Source organism: Fictibacillus phosphorivorans, assembly GCF_001629705.1.
GTDB lineage: Bacteria > Bacillota > Bacilli > Bacillales > Fictibacillaceae > Fictibacillus > Fictibacillus phosphorivorans_A.
Genome location: NZ_CP015378.1, coordinates 2,566,925 through 2,581,847, shown reverse-complemented (window position 1 = coordinate 2,581,847; position 14,923 = coordinate 2,566,925). Strand labels below are relative to the sequence as shown.

Here is a 14,923-nt window from a genome sequence, read left to right as displayed (position 1 = left end):
CAAGTTATAGTAAAATGGAAGCGGCTTAAAGGAGCGGATGGATGTTGAAAAAAAATAGGTTGTGGTTTCGCTCTGCTCTGCTTGCCATTTTAGTTGTTGCGGTCGGTTATACGATCTACAACAGTATGAATGAAGAGTCAGGTACATACATAAGTAAAGGCGATAAGGCTCCCAATTTTGTACTAACCGATTTGAATGGCAAACAAGTAGAGTTAGAAGATTACCGTGGTAAAGGTGTTTTCTTGAATTTCTGGGGTACGTGGTGTAAACCGTGTGAACGAGAGATGCCCTATATGCAAAGACAATATGAGAAGTACAAAGATCAAGGTATAGAAATACTTGCTGTGAATGTCAGCGAAACGAATGTATCCGTTAAAAATTTTGCTGATCGCTATCGAATGAGCTTTCCTATCCCTATGGACAAGCAAAGAGAAGTAACAAAAGCTTACGGTATAGGACCGATTCCAACTACAATCTTGATAGATAAGAACGGAAAAGTAGTGGAGCGGACGAGTGAATCATTATCAGAGAAAAAAATTATTTCCTTCATGGAAAAAATAAAGCCGTAACGGGGTGAAATGATGCAAACGATAACATGTGAATGCGGCCACTCTAACCCATACGGAACAAGCCTTTGTCAAGCATGCGGTAAACCGTTGAAACAAGATGTTGAGATACTATCTAGCATGAGATATGAAGGAAGCGCAAGACGATCTCAGACCTATAAACAAACGTTTGTGGATAAGATTTGGAATTTCTTTTCTTCTGTAAAAGTCGGAGTTTGGCTTATTGTTATTATTTTAGTAGCAGCAGCGATCGGGACCATTTTTCCACAAGAGACATTCATACCTCCAAATGTTGATCCTGCGACTCATTATGAAAGCGAATACGGTACGCTCGGACTCATCTATTATTTGTTAGGCTTTCATAACCTATATGGTTCATGGTGGTTCATCCTTTTACTAGGAATGTTAGGACTCTCTATCATTATTGCCAGCCTAGATCGGGGTATACCGCTTTATAAAGCTTTAAAGACACAAAGAGTAACAAGACATGATCAATTCATGAAGAATCAGCGCTTGTTCTCAAAAAGCAGTGATGTGGAACTTGATGAGATCAAGTACACGCTAGAATCTCTTCGTTATAAAGTTCGAGAAGAAAACGGAAACCTTTTTGCAGAAAAGGGACGCTTTTCAAGATGGGGTGCTTATGTAAACCATGTTGGACTCATTATCTTTTTAACAGGAGCGATGCTTCGATTCTTTCCAGGAATGTATGTTGACGATATCTTGTGGGTTCGTGAAGGAGAGAAAGCTTCGATTCCAGGCACTTCAAGCGAACAAGGACAGTATTATCTAGAAAACAACGATTTCATACTTGAGATGTATGATAAGGAAGAAAAGAAGTTTAATAGTGCACTAAGCTCTGTAGATGGAGAAGTTGCAAAGAACTATCAAAGTAACGTAACACTCTATAAAACAAAAGAGAACCATACGATTGGAGCAGAGCCAGAGCTCGAAAAAGTGAAGAGCGGTGAGATTCGAGTGAACGAACCGTTTAAGTTCGACTCGTTTGCTCTATATCAAACGGACTTTAAGCTTAATGAGTTTTACAAGATGAGCTTTGAGCTCGAAGAAAAAGCAACAGGTAATAAGTTTGGTAAATTAACCGTTGATCTTCATGATCCTAAAAAAGAGTATGATCTTGGGAAAGGCTACAAAGTTAAGATCGAAGAATATTTTCCGAACTTCGTACTAAACGAACAGAATCAGCCATCGACCGTTAATAATTTGCCAGATAATCCAGCGTTTGTATTCTCTATGTATTCTCCTAAAACACCAGAAGGAGAAAAAGCATTTGTAGGGATACAGAAAAACATAGATTCAGGTGAAAATCAGTTTAAAATGTCTTTCGCTGGTATTGAAACGAAAGACCTAACGGCGCTTACAGTGCGAAAAGACCATACGCTTTGGATCATCGCTCTTGGCGGAATCATCTTTATGATTGGTGTTACCCAAGGGTTGTATTGGAACTATAGAAGAATATGGATCAAACAAAACGCAGGTGAAGTATGGGCCGCTGCTCATACGAATAAAAACTGGTATGGCTTAAAAAAAGATGTGGAATTTCTGTCTGATAAGACCAATCTCACACCTTTAGAAGAAAAAGAAACAGCTTCAAAGTAAAGCTGTTCAAGCGGGAGGGTTAATGATGGCTGAAATCAGCAGTACACTTTTATATAGTGCATTTATTATTTACTTGTTCTCTACTCTATTCTTTGCAATGTCTATTTCTGATAAAAAGGGAAAAGATGCGGCTCATACAAAAAAATGGGGAAAAATAGGGTTCATTAGTTCTTGTGTAGGTTTTGCAGCTCAATTAGGCTATTTTATTACAAGGTGGATGGCTAGTGGACATGCTCCTGTAAGTAACTTATTTGAGTTTACTACGTTTTTTGGGATGATGATGGTACTCGCATTTATTATTTTGTATATGATCTATCGAACGAACGGTCTAGGCGTGTTTGCGATGCCGATCGCCGTTTTGGTCATCGCGTACGCGAGCATGTTTCCGAGAGATATCTCTCCACTGATTCCTGCACTACAAAGTGACTGGCTGAAAATTCATGTTACGACAGCAGCCTTAGGAGAAGGAATCCTTGCGATCTCTTTCGTATCAGGACTGATTTACTTGATCCGTACCGTTGATCAAACGGTTTCGTCAAAAAAGACTCTATGGTTAGAGATCATCCTTTACAGCTTGATTGCTGTTGTTGGGTTTATCTTCGTTTCCATTGGGTTCAAAGGTGTTGGGTATGAATCAACATTTGAGATGATGGATGATAACAATAAAGCAGTTAAAGTAGTTTACGATATGCCGGCTATCGCTGGTCCAAGTAATGGAGAGCAACTCGACGATTCTTTCGGACCATTATTTTCTACACCATCGTGGATGAACGGTGTTGATGCTTCTATCAAGCTAAATACGTTCATCTGGTCACTACTCGCAGGAGCTGTACTTTACGGCTTGCTTCGTTTGATATTAAGAAAACGAATAGCAGCAGCTCTACAGACAAAAGTGAGAATGAAACCAGATCTTCTGGATGAGATCAGTTATCGAGCAGTTGCGATTGGTTTTCCTATCTTTACGCTAGGAGCACTTATCTTTGCAATGATTTGGGCTCAGCAAGCTTGGTCAAGATTCTGGGGATGGGATCCAAAAGAAGTATGGGCTCTTATCACGTTCTTGTTCTATGCTGCTTTCCTTCATTTGCGATTATCAAGAGGCTGGCACGGAGAAAAGTCTGCTTGGCTTTGTGTGTTAGGGTTCTGGATCATCACATTTAACTTGATCGCGGTAAACCTTGTTCTTGTAGGATTGCATTCATACGCTTAAAGATTTTAAAAGTCTCTCTTTCATTAGAGAGACTTTTTTAAAAGCGCTCTTGTCTAAACGGTTGTATTATTAAAATCGTTGTCTTCTTAGACAGTTGATTGGAGTGGAAGGTGCGTGCCTACCACATGAGTTACTCCTTGCAAGGCATGCGACGAGGAAGCTTACTACGAAGCATCACTTGTAGACGCAGGAGCAAGGAACTTCTTAAGGCGGGCAGTCCTAAAAGTGTAAGTGGCTCGTTTAGCCACTGCAACTAGACAGGTGAGACACTTAAGAGTGAAACGAACGAATGTGGCTCACCGCCTGCCCTGCGGAAAGCGAGCACCTGAAACGGAAATCAACTACTTTTATGAAACAACTTTGATACATACTTAAAAGAAAATAGATAGACAGCATGTCCGGTTTGTTTAGTGTACTTGGTTTCATGTATGATAGAGACAGGAAAAAATCTTGTTTATCAGATTTTAAGTGGAGGATTGAATATGGATACAGAAGCTAAAATTCTAGTTGTTGATGATGAAGAAAGAATTCGAAAACTATTAACGATGTATCTTGAGCGTGAGAACTACGAAGTTCATGAAGCAGAAAACGGTGAGGATGCGCTACAGATGGCAGTATCCATTAATTTTGATCTGATCTTGCTCGACCTTATGCTTCCGGGTATGGATGGGATTGAGGTTTGTGAAAAATTAAGAGAGAAGAAAGCGACTCCTGTTATCATGTTAACAGCTAAAGGAGAAGAGCTTAATCGTATAGAAGGATTCGAAGCAGGTACGGACGATTATATCGCAAAGCCTTTCAGCCCAAGAGAAGTTATTCTGCGTGTAAAAGCACTGTTAAGAAGGTCTTCTCCTACAAAGTTCCTTCAAACCGAGACCGTTGCTAAGAACGTGGTTGTGTTTAAGCACCTTACGATCGATCACGATGCTCACCGTGTAACAGCTGGCGGAAAAGAAGTTAACTTAACACCAAAAGAATATGAGTTGTTGTACTATTTAGCAAAGACACCAGATAAAGTCTATGCACGCGAACAACTTTTAAAAGATGTTTGGAACTATGAATTCTTTGGTGACCTTCGAACAGTGGACACACACGTGAAAAGACTTAGAGAAAAGCTTAATAAAGTCTCACCGGATGCAGCATCCATGATTGCAACGGTTTGGGGAGTAGGATATAAGTTTGAGGTTGGGAATGAATGATCTGGAGAAGTGTAGTTGGTAAACTTTGGATAACGATACTTTTATTAGTCTCCGTCGTTTTAACGCTTCTTACCATTCTTCTTACACAGTTCTTTGAATCGTTTTACGATGACCAAGCGCGTGATCAATTAACAAAGATGGCAGATCGAGTAATGTTGATTATGGAAAGCGACGAGAATAAGGAAGAAGCAATACGTATCACGAGTGAGATGGCTGAAGCTTATTCCATGTCTATTATGATCATAGACGAAAATCAAGAATCGTTTATGTCTAAGAACTCTTACGATGATGCACCTTATATACCTGTTTCTGTTTTCAGAGAGAATGAACAGTTATCAACTGTCGCAGAGAGTGGTAAAAAGATCTATGTAAACGGAGATTTTCCCGTTCTGAATAAAAACGATGAGACGATGCAAACGATGATTATCTACGGTGAACCTTATGGCTCAGGAGAAAATGCAGGGGCCGTTTACGTCTATCAATCCATTGAGAATGTGGAAAAGACGACGAATCATACAAAGTATCTTATCTTTTTAGCAGCTGGAATCGCGATTATCTTAACTACGATCTTTGCGTTCTTCTTATCTACCCGAATTACAGCACCACTTAGAAGGATGAGAGAAGCGGCTACTTCTGTAGCTAAAGGTGAGTTTGATATGAAAGTGCCGATTTTAACTCATGATGAGATCGGCGAACTTGGTATGACCTTTAACCGGATGGGCAGACAGTTAAAAAACAACATCACAGCATTGAACCAAGAAAAAGAACAGCTTACAAGTGTTTTAAGTTCAATGGCTGATGGTGTGATCACCTTTGATAGAAAAATGAACATTCTTGTTACAAATCCTCCTGCTGATCGATTTCTACAGGCTTTTTATTACGAATCAGGCATGAAGACAGAGGTTAACGGAAACGTACCCGAGACGGTTAGACAGCTGTTTGGACAAGTTGTTGCTCTTGAGAGTGAACAGATGACTGAGATCGCGATACAAGGCCGTTCATGGGTAGTCGTGATGACGCCGTTGTATGACCAATCTTTGATTCGAGGAGCAGTCGCTGTTCTCCGAGACATGACAGAAGAACGACGAATGGACAAGCTTAGAGAAGATTTTGTAGCGAATGTTTCACATGAATTGAAGACGCCGATTGCTATGCTCCAAGGATATAGTGAAGCAATCGTAGATGATATTGCAGAATCTGAAGAAGAGAAGAAAGAGTTAGCAGGAATCATCTTAGATGAATCGAAACGCATGGGAAGACTAGTTAACGAACTTCTCGATCTAGCGAGATTAGAAGCGGGTCATATGAAGCTTCACTACAGCTCTCTTCCAATTATTCCTTTTGCAGAAAGAATCGTGCGAAAATTTCAAGGTCCTGCAAAAGACAGAGAGATTCAGTTAAATCTAGAGTTTAAGAAAAATCTTAAAAGTCTACAAGAGGAGATGGATATCGATCCAGACCGGATTGAGCAAGTTTTAACCAATTTGATTGATAATGCGATACGTCATACTTCTCAAGGTGGATTTGTTAACCTGACTGTCGAAGTGAGCGAACAGAACGTGAAGTTTTTGGTTAAAGACAATGGGACAGGTATTAAAGAAGAAGATCTACCATTTGTTTTCGAACGCTTTTATAAAGGTGATAAAGCAAGAACAAGAGGAAAATCAGGTGGAACGGGTCTTGGACTTGCCATTGCAAGAAACATAGTGGAAGCACATGGTGGTCAGATCAGCGTTCACAGCAAGAATAATGAAGGCACGACATTTTCTTTCGTTATTCCGCGAACGTTGAAATAAATTAGCAATACGTCCCGATTAATCTTGTTTCATAAGGAACAATAGTCGTTTTTAAAAAAGGATTTCACAAATTTCTCCAATATGTTTATAATAGGAATTGTGATTTCATAAAATTTCATAAGTGTTAAACAGGTGCAGTCCTTTATTGGACGAGCTTAAAAGGGAAAACGGTTAGATTCCGTTGCGGTCCCGCCACTGTAATTGTGAGAATCCTATAGTTTCGCCACTGTGAAAACGGGAAGGCGTTAGGAGACGATGATCAAGAGCCAGGAGACCTGCCTGTTTGTTACATGACATGACCTACGAGGATAGGGGGGTGTTTAACAGTACCGGGGCCGGTTGCTGTTTTCTGCCTGTATACTATTAATCTCCTTCGTAGCCGAAGGGGATTTTTTTAGTTGCGTGATTTTCTGAGGAAGTATTTTACATATTGTTACTTTTAAGAAAGTGGTTGATTTCCGCTCCAGTTGCTTCGCTTTCCGCGGGGCGTGCGGTGAGCCTCCTTGCCGCGTTGCGCCTTAAGGGGTCTCACCTGACCGCTCGTCCCGCAGGAGTCTCGCATCTTCCGCTACAATCAACATTATCGAGGAAGTTTAATGAACAATAAGTAAAGCAAAAATCAATGAAATAAAGAAAATTATTTAGGAAGAGGTTAATCATGAAAAAATTACTTTTAGTATTAGCAACAATGATGATGATTTTAGTAGGCTGTGGAACGACTGAAACGAAAGAACCAGCGGATCAGCCGAAACAAGAAGAAACGAAGAAAGAACAAGTAACGGTTCAGATCACAAAAGATAACGGTAAAGAAAAAGTTACGGAAAAGAAAGTCGATATCGCAAAAGATGCGACGATCATGGAAGTGATGCAAGATAACTTTAAGATCGAAACACAATACGATGGTGCATTTATCAGCAGTATTGAAGGCGTGGCTGGAAGCGAACAGGAGAAAACATCTTGGTTTTTTTCTGTAAACGGTGAAGAAGCGATGAAGGGTGCTAAGGATATTACATTAAAACCTGGTGATGTCGTAGAATTTGACCTTCACAAGTATGAATAAGCTGACAGTCAAACGAATTACGATCATCGCCTTACTTGCTGCAATATTGACAGTAGGCAGAATCGCCTTTTCAATGATACCGAATGTTCAGCCGAATACGACGATACTCATACTCGCTTCATTCGTACTCGGTCCAGCGCAAGGACTGTTACTCGCAATATTAAGTACGATCACAACCAACCTATTTTTAGGACATGGCCTGTGGACGTTCGGTCAGATGTTTGCATGGGGGCTGATAGCCGTTATGAGCGCATACTTAGGCAGATACCGACATAAGATACCTTGGTTGTTGCTCCCTATCTATGCAGGATTCTGTGGCTTTCTGTTTGGTTTCATCATGTCTGTTCTCTTTGGTGGAATCATCATGCAGAAATTCTGGCCGTATTACTTAGCGAGTCTTCCTTTTGATCTAAATCACGCTATTGGTAACGTAGTGTTCTTTATCGTTCTTTACAAACCACTTCTGTATGTGATGGAAAATTATATAAATAAGGATGTTAGTCAAAAAGCTGCCTTTGAATAGGCAGCTTTTTTTCTTTAAAAACCGGTTCAAAAAGTTAAAAAGCTGAATAGGATGATAAAGTTGATTTTATTTTTACCTAGGAGGACAAAATGCGAGATTATCTGAACCGTTTTTTTGCTGTGATCTTTTTAATGATGTGCTTAAGCGTCTTATTTATCGGAGGTAAATTGGGAGCATAAACTCTTGAACGAACAAGGAATTCATGGTACATATGGTAAAACGTTTTAAAAAGGAGATTAATATGCTAACAGATTACCATTCTCATCTCGAAAAAGGAACATTAACGATTGATTATCTAAAACAATTTGTAGACACGGCAAAAGAGAAGGGAATACAAGAGTTTGGGATCTCGGAACACGCGTATCACTTTTATGAAACAAAAAACATCGTATCAAAACCATGGATGGAAGAAAGACGCTATTACAAGATGGACGATTATGTGGATCTGTTCAAGCGTGCAGATCAGTTAGGAATGGACGTCCGCATGTCGATTGAAATGGATTATACACCAGGAAAACATGCCGAGATGGAGGCTTTCATAAAGTCCTATCCATTCGATTATGTGATCGGCTCTGTGCACTGGGTCGAAGATTTCGGGATAGATCTTGCCGAATACAGAAAAGAATGGGACCGTCGAGATCTTTATGACACGTATCGTTCGTACTATGATCAAATTGTAACACTTGCAGAATCAAATCTATTCGATATTGTTGGACATATCGATCTAGTCAAGATCTTTAAATATGTTCCGACTGACCAAGAATTTTTATTAGAACAGTATGAGCGCATAACCGATGCGTTGAAAAATTCAAAAACGTGTGTAGAGATATCTTCAGCGGGGCTAAGGAAACCTGTCGGAAGAATCTATCCAGAGCCAGAACTTCTATCCCTTTGCTATAAAAAAGGCATACCGATCGTACTCTCATCTGATGCCCATGAGCCTCACCAAGTGGGAGAGAACTATGAGTCATCAATAAAGCTTGCAAAAGAAATAGGGTACACAAAGCTGATGACTTTTCAGAATGGGGAAAGAAAAGAAGTAGATCTAGGATAAACACAAATAAAAAAGCTCTGCAATCATGCAGAGCTTTTTGCTATCTCTATATTACAAATCCAAAGGTTTGCAAACAAGAAGATCCTCGATGCTCCTGAGCTCTTTCTGAGTAGATTCTGGAAGCTGCGTGTCAAAGGTAAGGACCATCATCGCCTCACCACCTGCTGATTTACGGCCGACGTGCATCGTTGCGATATTAATGTTTCGTTCTCCTAAAAATGCTCCTACTTTTCCGATGATTCCTGGTGTGTCACGATGTTCGATGTACAGAAGTGATCCTTGTGGAACAAAATCAACCGTGTAGCCGTTCAACTTGATGATCCGGCCTCCAAAGCCTTTAACGAGTGTTGCTGAAAGTGTAAACGTTGTGTTCAGACCAGTAACTTTTACGTGGATGATATTTGGATAACCGTGATCATCTGTCCCGTGCTTTTCACCGACTACAATTCCTTGTTCCTTAGCCGCCACCATACTGTTTACATCGTTAACAGGGCGATCTAGTCTTGTTTTTAAAAAGCCACACAAAAAACTGCGTGTAAGGGAGGAAGTATCCGTTTCAGATAAGGATCCACCATAGCCGATTGAAATCTCTGACACAGGTTCTTTAAAGAACTGAGTCGTAAAAGAACCAAGAAGATTTGAGAAATCGTAATAAGCAATCAGTTTCTCATAAGTATCTTTTGAAAGTGAAGGGAAATTTACAGCGTGTTTCAAAGGTTGATGTAAAAAATGAGAACGAATCTCGTCACTCGCCATATAAGCAACATTCTTTTGCGCTTGCACGGTTGATGCAGCGATATGAGGTGTTACGATTACTTTAGGATGATCGACTAAAGAGCGGCTGACGGGCGGTTCTTGTTCGAAAACGTCAAGAGCGCATCCAGATAGATGTTCGTTATCCAAGTAGTGTAGAAGAGCTTCTTCATCGATGATGCCACCACGAGCACAGTTTAAGATAAACGCACCTTTTTTTGCATACTGCAAGTTATCAAAATTTAATAGTTTATGGGTATCTTTTGTAAGCGGGGTATGAACGGTGATAACGTCACTCTGTTGGATTAACGTATCAAGGTCGACAGATGTTACAGATAATTCTTTTTGTTTTTCTTTCGGAAAATAAGGGTCGAATACAAGTACGTTCATGGAAAAGCTTTTTGCACGCTTTGCAAGTTCAGAGCCGATCCTTCCCATGCCTACTATTCCTAGTGTTTTTTGATAGAGCTCTTGGCCCGTGTACTTTTTGCGGTTCCATTCACCTTGTTTTACCGATTGATTAGCTTGTGGAATGTTTCGGACTAATGCCATCATCATGGCCCAAGTATGTTCTGCTGTTGAAATGGTATTTCCTTCAGGTGCATTTACTACGAGCACACCTCTTTTTGTTGCTGCATTCAGATCGATATTATCAACACCAACACCAGCTCGTGCGATGATTTGAAGCGCTGGTAGCTGATTCAATACATCTTCTGTAATCTTAGTTGCACTTCGTACCATGATTCCTTGAATGTTTTCTGGTTGGGTGATTTCGTCAAGTTTTCCGAAGATCAGCTCAACACCTTCAAGTTTTACTAACGGTTCAACACCTTCACTCGTTATTCCATCACAGACTAATACGGTTGCTGTCACAGTTCCACCCCTTGTCAATCTTTATGAATAGCATCAATATTTTGATAATTTATCACATTCTGACGATAGGCACAACAATGATTTTTAAGATAGCGGTTTCAAAAAATAAGAAAACTAATTGACAATGAGAATCATCCTTAATAAAATAAATAAAAAACCCTCTAATGAAAGAGGGTTTCTAGTATGATTAAAACTATTCGAATTTTAATGCATCACCATCGAATGACTCATCAGATACTTTGATGGAGTCTGTAGGACAGCCTTCGAATGCATCTTGCATATCTTCTAACAATACATCTGGAATTTCAACGATTCCTTGGTTATCGTCAAGAGTTACAAACGCAATTCCTTCGTCGTCATAATCGTAAATGTCTGGTGCTGCAGCTCCGCATGCTCCACATGCGATACAAGTTTCTTTGTCAACAATCGTATACTTTGGCATAATGAATACCTCCTAAGGAATTGAAAAAATACCCGCTTACATATTTAACCATTTTAAATTAAGGGTCTACTAATCATATTGTAATAAGTATCCCTCTACATTTCAATAGAAAATTAGGACCTCGTCATATCTTTTATTCCCAATCTTCCTCTTAATATAACACTTTTACTCTTAAATTTCCTTAAATCTGATAAGATAGATTATATGATAAAGTGTGGTGATTTATTATAGATATTTGTCATGTTGTTTTTTTAGATATCTTTGGAAAAATAAACGGTAGTAGAAAAAGCTCAGGCGTCTATTATATGGTTACAGGAAAGAAGACAGCTCAATCCTTGTCTGACAGTCAATGGTTTGGCATTGAACGCTATTATGCTGCTTTTAAAGGCATGGCACATGATACTTTTACTCAGTCGATCCTTGGCTTGATAAAAGAAGAGTATATGAAGACTTTAGAGGATCATGTTTACGTTCTTACTGAAAAAGGTGAAGAAGTTCTTGAGTATGAGAATGATAGATTATCCTATTTAAAACATTTAAACGGACTAAAATATGCCTCGATCGAGACTTCATGTTGGCAAGTGATTACGTTATATGTACAAGCTCTTTCTAATTCGCTATATGGTCATTTTAATTATTCACCAGTAGTTAGAGATTACTCTGTAATCGGTAAAGTAAAATCTATCTTTCCTAAGTCTGAGTCAGAAAGAAAGACTCATGCGGAAAAACTTTATCGTGAAGTATCTCGAATACTGTTAGAACATGAACCTAAATCAGCTGATCTATTTGTTAAGAAACTATCTGGTTATCATAGAATCGGCAGTACTTTTGAGCAGTTATCACGGGTTGAAGACTTGAGTCAGGAAGAGACAATCCTACGTTTCCGGGCGGTATTGCATGCTCTCATAAACAAAATCGTTTATGAAAAGAAGAATTTTCCGATGCTTCACTCTTTAATAGGTTCCTATACAGAAGCTCCTGCGTTAACGAATTCGGCATCACTAACTTTTAAAATGTTAAAAAATCATAAATCCATAGAAGAAATCATGAATGTTCGAAATCTTAAGATGAGTACACTGGAAGATCATCTTGTCGAGATCGCAAGAGAAGTGCCTGATTTTTCGTTAATACCTTACATCGATGAACAAGAAGTTTTGAAGTTGAAACACTTCTACAGCAAAACGAATGAAACGAAACTTCGTCCATTTAAGGACGCCTTTCCACATCTGTCTTATTTTCAAATCAGGTTAGTACTCGCAAAAGAAGGTGGTAAACATGCAACTGGAAGCAGTGCTTAAAGAATTATACGGATTTTCAACGTTTAGAGCTGGCCAAAAAGAGATTGTGGAAGACCTGCTTAGGGGAAATGATGTGTTAGGAATGCTGCCTACCGGAACGGGGAAAACCCTAATCTACCAGATGACGGCACATCTACTAAAAGGAAGAGCTCTTATCATTTCTCCGTTGGTTTCATTGATGGAAGATCAAGTAGATCAGTTCAAACAAGCTGGGTTTAAGAGAACGATCGCTCTAAACAGCTTTTTAGACCAAGGTGAAAAACAGAACGTCTTAAAGAGGATACAAGATTATCAGTTTGTGTTCGTGAGTCCTGAAATCCTGCAAAACTCTTACATCCGTTCTATCCTGCTGTCAGTTAATTGGTCTTTATTCGTAGTTGATGAAGCTCATTGCATCTCACAATGGGGTCATGAGTTTCGTCCCTTTTATTTAGAGTTAGCAGATATGAAAAAAGCGATGGGAAATCCGCTTAGTCTTGCATTAACAGCAACTGCAACAAAAAAAGTACAAGATGACATCCTTCATCATCTCGACATGAAAAACGCAGAAGTACATATTCATAGTGTGAACCGTCCGAATATATCTATCTTTGTTGAACGCTTTGATGAGCATGATGAAAAAGTGGAGCGAGCGATCAGCCTTGTTCAGCAGCTCAAAGGCCCAGGCATCATCTATACGAATACCAGGATTGCAGCAGAAGGGCTCGTTCAAGAATTTCAAGATCATGATATAGAAGGAGTGGCTTTTTATCATGGTGGTATGAACGCAGATGAACGACTTCTTGTTCAAAAACAGTTTCTTGAATCACAACTGAACATTATTGTTTGTACGAATGCGTTCGGAATGGGAATTAATAAATCGGACATCCGATTTGTGATCCATTTTCAAACGCCTTCTACGATTGAGGGGTATATTCAGGAAATAGGGAGAGCGGGCAGAGACTCGAAACCTTCTGTCGCCGTCTTGTTGTATCATCAAGCTGATCTTGAGGTACCGTACCATTTTATTGACCAAGAACTGCCTGATCTCACACAAATCGATTATTTATTTTCTGACCACGAACAAATAAAAAAACATACGTATAGAGAAAAACTGAAACTTGTTGGACTATCCGAAACCGGTCAACGGTTCATGGAATATCATTTTAAAAAAGCGGGTGTACTTGATAAAAAAAATCTAGAGGTTCATGAAAAAAATGTGCTGATCTCAAGAATAAAAACTACGATTGAGAATAGAAAAGCTGATAAAATAGAATCATTAATGGCGATCGAAAAGTGGGCGACGAGTCATACATGTAAAAGAAGTGGGCTGCTGAAATATTTCGGAGAACCTGAACCTAAACCTGATACACATTGCTGTGGTCATTGTGGGACAGAACTTTCGCACTTTTATGGAAAACAAGCGTCACTTAACACATCTTATGGATTATGGGAAGATGAATTAAGACGACTTTTAAGACAGGAAGTGTACAACTAAAGGATGAGGAATTCTGAAAAAAACAATTGGATCGACCAGATTACACCAAGAGAACTTTTGTTAAATGTCTATTTTTCACAAAGTTTGTTTATCGTAGCCGCGTTTGCCCTAGCCTTTTTCTTTAACGTTTCTTTTCCATGGAAGCTGAATGACCTTGATCTTTCCGGGTACGAATGGTTGATTGCAATAAGTACAGGGTTACTTCTACCTTTTTTATCCATTCAGCTAAGAAAGTGGTTGCCTGAAGAATCGTTAGATGATGGCGGAATCAATGAAAAGATATTTGGTTCTCTCTCTTACATTCATATCTTTTTCCTCACGGGCGTAATTGCATTTGCTGAAGAGTGGTTATTCCGCGGTGTCTTACAATCTTTATTGGGTCTAGTTCTAACGAGTATGATTTTTGCTGTCCTGCATGTTCGTTATATAAAGAAACCTGTTCTTTTTAGTATTGTATGTGGTTTGAGTTTTTGGCTAGGTCTGATCTATGAGATGACGGATAACATTTGGGTACCTTTCATCGCTCATTTCTTGATTGATTTTATTTCTGGATGCTGGATAGCTAAACAAAACAATAGTAATATCAATATCACGAACAGCGAGAGTGGGAGTGTGGATCAGGATGAAGAATGATCAGGCGGAGAGTTTGAGAAATAGAACAGCAGACCATGCTACTGCTTCTGTACAACATGTTCATTCTTTACCTTCAAGAACGGAAGTGCACGGGAAAAAGAGAGAAAATGAAAGAAAGCAAAAAAATGCTAAAAAAGAAAAGAGGAATACCACTTTTTTAGTGACACGTTTGCTATTAGCTGCATTTATCCTATTGATCGGAATTACGGTTACCTATAAATTATGGTCAAAAGATCTTTATCTACCTGTTCAAAGCGAAGATCGAAAAGGTGTTGAACAAGTAGAAATCGAAGAATAAAGACCGTCTGGTGAAGATACTCCAGACGGTCTTTATTTTGTTAAGAGTATTTACGATTTTTTAAAAACGATCGTTGGTGATTTGATCGGTTTAGACAAGAATTAATCTTTAAGAGACGATA

General features: G+C 39.2%; 14 protein-coding genes and 1 riboswitch. Of the genes, 12 read left to right on the top strand and 2 right to left on the bottom strand.

All coding sequences use genetic code 11. The annotated features are described in order from the left end of the window. The first annotated feature begins 44 nt into the window (after positions 1 to 44). The 8 genes from resA (at position 45) to ABE65_RS13295 (ending at position 9,028) form a co-directional block, all read left to right on the top strand. Complete coding sequence (gene resA / locus ABE65_RS13330; RefSeq protein ID WP_066400164.1) at positions 45 to 569, top strand: thiol-disulfide oxidoreductase ResA; 525 nt, start codon at positions 45 to 47, stop codon at positions 567 to 569. A 12-nt stretch (positions 570 to 581) separates the two neighbouring features. Continuing rightward, entirely contained in the window at positions 582 to 2,186 is a 1,605-nt protein-coding gene (gene resB / locus ABE65_RS13325; RefSeq protein WP_066395792.1) for a cytochrome c biogenesis protein ResB, read from the top strand. 25 nt (positions 2,187 to 2,211) lie between these two features. Further along, entirely contained in the window at positions 2,212 to 3,396 is a 1,185-nt protein-coding gene (ccsB, locus tag ABE65_RS13320; RefSeq protein ID WP_066395790.1) for a c-type cytochrome biogenesis protein CcsB, read from the top strand. A 482-nt stretch (positions 3,397 to 3,878) separates the two neighbouring features. Further along, entirely contained in the window at positions 3,879 to 4,595 is a 717-nt protein-coding gene (locus tag ABE65_RS13315) for a response regulator transcription factor (RefSeq protein ID WP_066395787.1), read from the top strand. Beyond that, complete coding sequence (locus ABE65_RS13310; protein WP_066395784.1) at positions 4,592 to 6,391, top strand: ATP-binding protein; 1,800 nt, start codon at positions 4,592 to 4,594, stop codon at positions 6,389 to 6,391. The genes ABE65_RS13315 and ABE65_RS13310 overlap by 4 nt, the downstream gene beginning before the upstream one ends. Before the next feature lie 113 nt (positions 6,392 to 6,504). Next, a riboswitch (cobalamin riboswitch) is annotated at positions 6,505 to 6,689 on the top strand. Positions 6,690 to 7,049: 360 nt separating this feature from the next. Next, positions 7,050 to 7,451: a DUF4430 domain-containing protein gene (locus ABE65_RS13305; RefSeq protein WP_066395780.1), complete on the top strand. Its 402-nt coding sequence runs from the start codon at positions 7,050 to 7,052 to the stop codon at positions 7,449 to 7,451. Beyond that, a complete protein-coding gene (locus ABE65_RS13300) occupies positions 7,429 to 7,974 on the top strand; it encodes an ECF transporter S component (RefSeq protein ID WP_228116175.1) in 546 nt (181 codons plus the stop codon). Before ABE65_RS13305 ends, ABE65_RS13300 begins: the two co-directional genes overlap by 23 nt. A gap of 241 nt (positions 7,975 to 8,215) precedes the next feature. Next, a complete protein-coding gene (locus ABE65_RS13295; RefSeq protein ID WP_066395775.1) occupies positions 8,216 to 9,028 on the top strand; it encodes a histidinol-phosphatase in 813 nt (270 codons plus the stop codon). Positions 9,029 to 9,079: 51 nt separating this feature from the next. Here the strand turns inward: ABE65_RS13295 and serA are convergent, their stop codons facing one another. Continuing rightward, the gene (gene serA / locus ABE65_RS13290) at positions 9,080 to 10,654 is read right to left on the bottom strand and encodes a phosphoglycerate dehydrogenase (protein ID WP_156499180.1); all 1,575 of its coding nucleotides are present in this window, start codon (positions 10,652 to 10,654) and stop codon (positions 9,080 to 9,082) included. Between the two features lie 193 nt (positions 10,655 to 10,847). Then, the gene (locus ABE65_RS13285; RefSeq protein ID WP_066395765.1) at positions 10,848 to 11,096 is read right to left on the bottom strand and encodes a ferredoxin; all 249 of its coding nucleotides are present in this window, start codon (positions 11,094 to 11,096) and stop codon (positions 10,848 to 10,850) included. A gap of 305 nt (positions 11,097 to 11,401) precedes the next feature. Between ABE65_RS13285 and ABE65_RS13280 the strand changes: the two genes are divergently transcribed. From ABE65_RS13280 to ABE65_RS13265, 4 genes are read left to right on the top strand one after another with little or no spacing between them, the layout of a single operon-like run. Further along, complete coding sequence (locus ABE65_RS13280) at positions 11,402 to 12,394, top strand: YpbB family protein (RefSeq protein ID WP_066395762.1); 993 nt, start codon at positions 11,402 to 11,404, stop codon at positions 12,392 to 12,394. Next, a complete protein-coding gene (locus tag ABE65_RS13275; protein WP_066395759.1) occupies positions 12,372 to 13,871 on the top strand; it encodes a RecQ family ATP-dependent DNA helicase in 1,500 nt (499 codons plus the stop codon). The genes ABE65_RS13280 and ABE65_RS13275 overlap by 23 nt, the downstream gene beginning before the upstream one ends. A 3-nt stretch (positions 13,872 to 13,874) precedes the next feature. Continuing rightward, entirely contained in the window at positions 13,875 to 14,504 is a 630-nt protein-coding gene (locus ABE65_RS13270) for a CPBP family intramembrane glutamic endopeptidase (RefSeq protein WP_082861431.1), read from the top strand. Then, positions 14,494 to 14,802 (top strand): hypothetical protein, encoded by a 309-nt coding sequence (locus ABE65_RS13265; protein WP_066395757.1) that lies wholly within the window; start codon positions 14,494 to 14,496, stop codon positions 14,800 to 14,802. The genes ABE65_RS13270 and ABE65_RS13265 overlap by 11 nt, the downstream gene beginning before the upstream one ends. Positions 14,803 to 14,923: the final 121 nt, after the last annotated feature.